At 60.1% G+C, this 2,685-nt stretch carries 3 protein-coding genes; 1 reads left to right on the top strand and 2 read right to left on the bottom strand.

What is annotated here, in order from left to right:
- Positions 1 to 77 precede the first annotated feature (77 nt).
- Positions 78 to 860: a PhzF family phenazine biosynthesis protein gene (locus QMX86_RS27845; protein WP_073473176.1), complete on the bottom strand. Its 783-nt coding sequence runs from the start codon at positions 858 to 860 to the stop codon at positions 78 to 80.
- Positions 861 to 959: 99 nt separating this feature from the next.
- Complete coding sequence (gene ybaK / locus QMX86_RS27840) at positions 960 to 1,430, bottom strand: Cys-tRNA(Pro) deacylase (RefSeq protein WP_282387831.1); 471 nt, start codon at positions 1,428 to 1,430, stop codon at positions 960 to 962.
- A 350-nt stretch (positions 1,431 to 1,780) separates the two neighbouring features.
- Between ybaK and QMX86_RS27835 the strand changes: the two genes are divergently transcribed.
- The gene (locus tag QMX86_RS27835) at positions 1,781 to 2,632 is read left to right on the top strand and encodes an MIP/aquaporin family protein (protein ID WP_016773396.1); all 852 of its coding nucleotides are present in this window, start codon (positions 1,781 to 1,783) and stop codon (positions 2,630 to 2,632) included.
- The last annotated feature ends 53 nt before the right edge of the window (positions 2,633 to 2,685 follow it).

Genomic DNA, 2,685 nt, shown 5'->3' with positions numbered 1-2,685 from the left:
GCGGTGTTTCAGTCGCCGAAGAGGTTGACTGAAAGACCGCTTTCGCGAGCAGGCTCGCTCCCACAGTTGGTATTGCCTCAGCCTAAAAACAGGGTAGCGCTGGCCACCAGCGTCGCATTGCCGCCAATCTTCACCCGCTCACCTTCCAGCCGACAGAACAACTCCCCGCCCCGCGCCGAGCGCTGGCACGCGGTCAGGTTCGATTTGCCCAGACGTTTGGCCCAGTACGGAATCAGGCTGCAATGGGTCGAGCCGGTCACCGGGTCTTCATTGATACCGATGGCCGGGGCGAAATAGCGCGAGACGAAGTCGTGCTGGTTGCCACGCGCGGTGACGATTGCGCCCAGCCATGGCAGTTTCGCCAGCGCCGCCATGTCCGGTTGGCAGTCGAGCACCGCCTGTTCCGAGTCCAGCACCACGAACAGTTCGTTGGAGCCGAGCACATCAACCGCCTCGACACCCAGCGCCCGCTCGACATCCAGCGTCACGCCGATTTCCGAAGGCACGATCGTCGGGAAATCCAGCCACAGCCGATCGCCTTCGCGGCTGACACTCAGCGGCCCGGACTTGCAGATGAAGTCGATGCGCTCGGCACTTTCCTTATAGATTTCGAACAGTACAAACGCGCTGGCCAGGGTCGCATGCCCGCACAGCGGCACTTCGGTGGTCGGGGTGAACCAGCGGATATGCCAGGCCTGGCCTTCGCGCACCAGAAACGCAGTCTCCGCCAGGTTGTGTTCGGCGGCGATCTTCTGCATCAAGTCATCGGCCAGCCAGCTGTCGAGCCGATAGACCATCGCCGGGTTGCCACTGAACGGCCGATCACTGAACGCGTCGACCTGATGAAACGCAAGCTGCATGATTTTCTCCCTGAATTGGTCGACCGAGCATGCAACGGCGGCCCGGATCAGTGCCAGTGACAGAAGCGCAATTTTTTCTTCATACAGCCGGCGCGCATTTTAAGCCCGGCCGATATCGGCGAACTGCGCCTGGGTGTGCTCGGCCAGCACCTCCGGCGCCAATTCCACTTCCAGTCCTCGCCGCCCGGCACTCACATAGATAGTCGCGAACCCCTGAGCGGAATTGTCGATGAAGGTGCGCAGGCGTTTCTTCTGCCCGAGCGGGCTGATGCCGCCCAACAGGTAGCCGGTGGAGCGTTGCGCTGCAGCGGGATCAGCCATTTCGGCTTTCTTCACTCCAGCGGCATGGGCCAGGCCCTTGAGGTCGAGCGTTCCGACGACCGGCACTACGGCCACCAGCAGTTCGCCTTTTTCACTGGCGGCCAGCAGGGTTTTGAACACTTGCGCCGGTTCGAGCCCGAGCTTCTCCGCTGCCTCCAGCCCGTAGGACGCGGCCTTCGGATCATGTTCGTAACTGTGTACGCGATGTTCGGCACGAACTTTTTTCAACAAGTCCAACGCTGGGGTCATGGCAGCTCCGGGTTCGGCAGTCTTTGAAAAACCTGCGGCCGATTCTAGGTCATCGTTGGGCAAAAGGCTCTATTCCAGGCCGCGAATCCCGTGGCTTCGCGCTGCATTCAAGCCGTTCGCGGCGCTGATCATTCACGCGGCGAATAGTTTTATTGTGACCGACGGTTCACTTTCGACCTTTGACAGGTTTGTTTCTTGTCTATATTTTTTCGAATCTGAATAATGTAAGAATCATGCTCCGCGCTGTACCCAGCAGTAACCCGGGAACCGAATGGGGATTCCGACCCGGTGAAGATCGCGCCCTGCTCCGTTGGCAAGGCGCTACACAAGAAAAAGAACCGAGGTTTTCAATGACAGCTGCTTTACCGCAACCATCGCTTTCCGGCCAATGCATGGCCGAATTCCTGGGCACCGCCCTTCTGATTTTCTTCGGCACCGGTTGTGTCGCCGCGCTCAAAGTCGCGGGCGCCAGCTTCGGCCTGTGGGAAATCAGCATCATCTGGGGCGTCGGCGTGAGCATGGCGATCTACCTCACCGCCGGGGTTTCCGGCGCGCATCTGAACCCGGCCGTGAGCATCGCTCTGGCAATCTTCGCTGACTTCGAAAAGCGCAAACTGCCGTTCTACATCCTTTCGCAAATTGCCGGCGCCTTCTGCGGCGCGTTGCTGGTCTACACGCTCTACAGCAATCTGTTCTTCGATTACGAACAAACCCACCAGATGGTTCGTGGCTCGGCCGCCAGCCTGGAATTGGCGTCGGTGTTCTCGACCTACCCGAACCCGGTGCTGTCGACGGCCCAGGCATTTCTGGTCGAGATGATCATCACCGCGATCCTGATGGGCGTGATCATGGCCCTGACCGATGACAACAACGGCCTGCCACGCGGCCCGATGGCGCCGCTGCTGATCGGTTTGCTGATTGCCGTGATCGGCAGTGCGATGGGCCCGCTGACCGGTTTCGCGATGAACCCTGCGCGTGACTTCGGTCCGAAACTGATGACTTTCTTTACCGGTTGGGGTGAAATTTCCTTCACCGGTGGTCGTGATATTCCGTACTTCCTGATTCCGATTTTTGCACCGATTGTCGGTGCCTGCCTCGGTGCTGCCGGGTATCGCGGGCTGATTGCCCGTCACCTGACCGGCGCCACACCTGCTACAAAGGATGCAGAACCGGCCATTGACGGCAAACCAAGAACTTCTTGAAACAGTCGGCGCCGGCGCCTGCCCATCCGAGCCCGCGCCCCGGCCCCCACACG

It is taken from the genome of Pseudomonas sp. PS01270 (assembly GCF_029959775.1).
Taxonomy (GTDB): domain Bacteria; phylum Pseudomonadota; class Gammaproteobacteria; order Pseudomonadales; family Pseudomonadaceae; genus Aquipseudomonas; species Aquipseudomonas atacamensis.
This window is presented reverse-complemented; position numbering and strand designations above follow the sequence as displayed.

Excerpts from the sequence above, each read along its gene's own strand:
- QMX86_RS27835 (WP_016773396.1), top strand. The coding sequence starts at position 1,781 with ATGACAGCTGCTTTACCGCAACCATCGCTTTCCGGCCAATGCATGGCC.
- ybaK (WP_282387831.1), bottom strand. The coding sequence starts at position 1,430 with ATGACCCCAGCGTTGGACTTGTTGAAAAAAGTTCGTGCCGAACATCGC.
- QMX86_RS27845 (WP_073473176.1), bottom strand. The coding sequence starts at position 860 with ATGCAGCTTGCGTTTCATCAGGTCGACGCGTTCAGTGATCGGCCGTTC.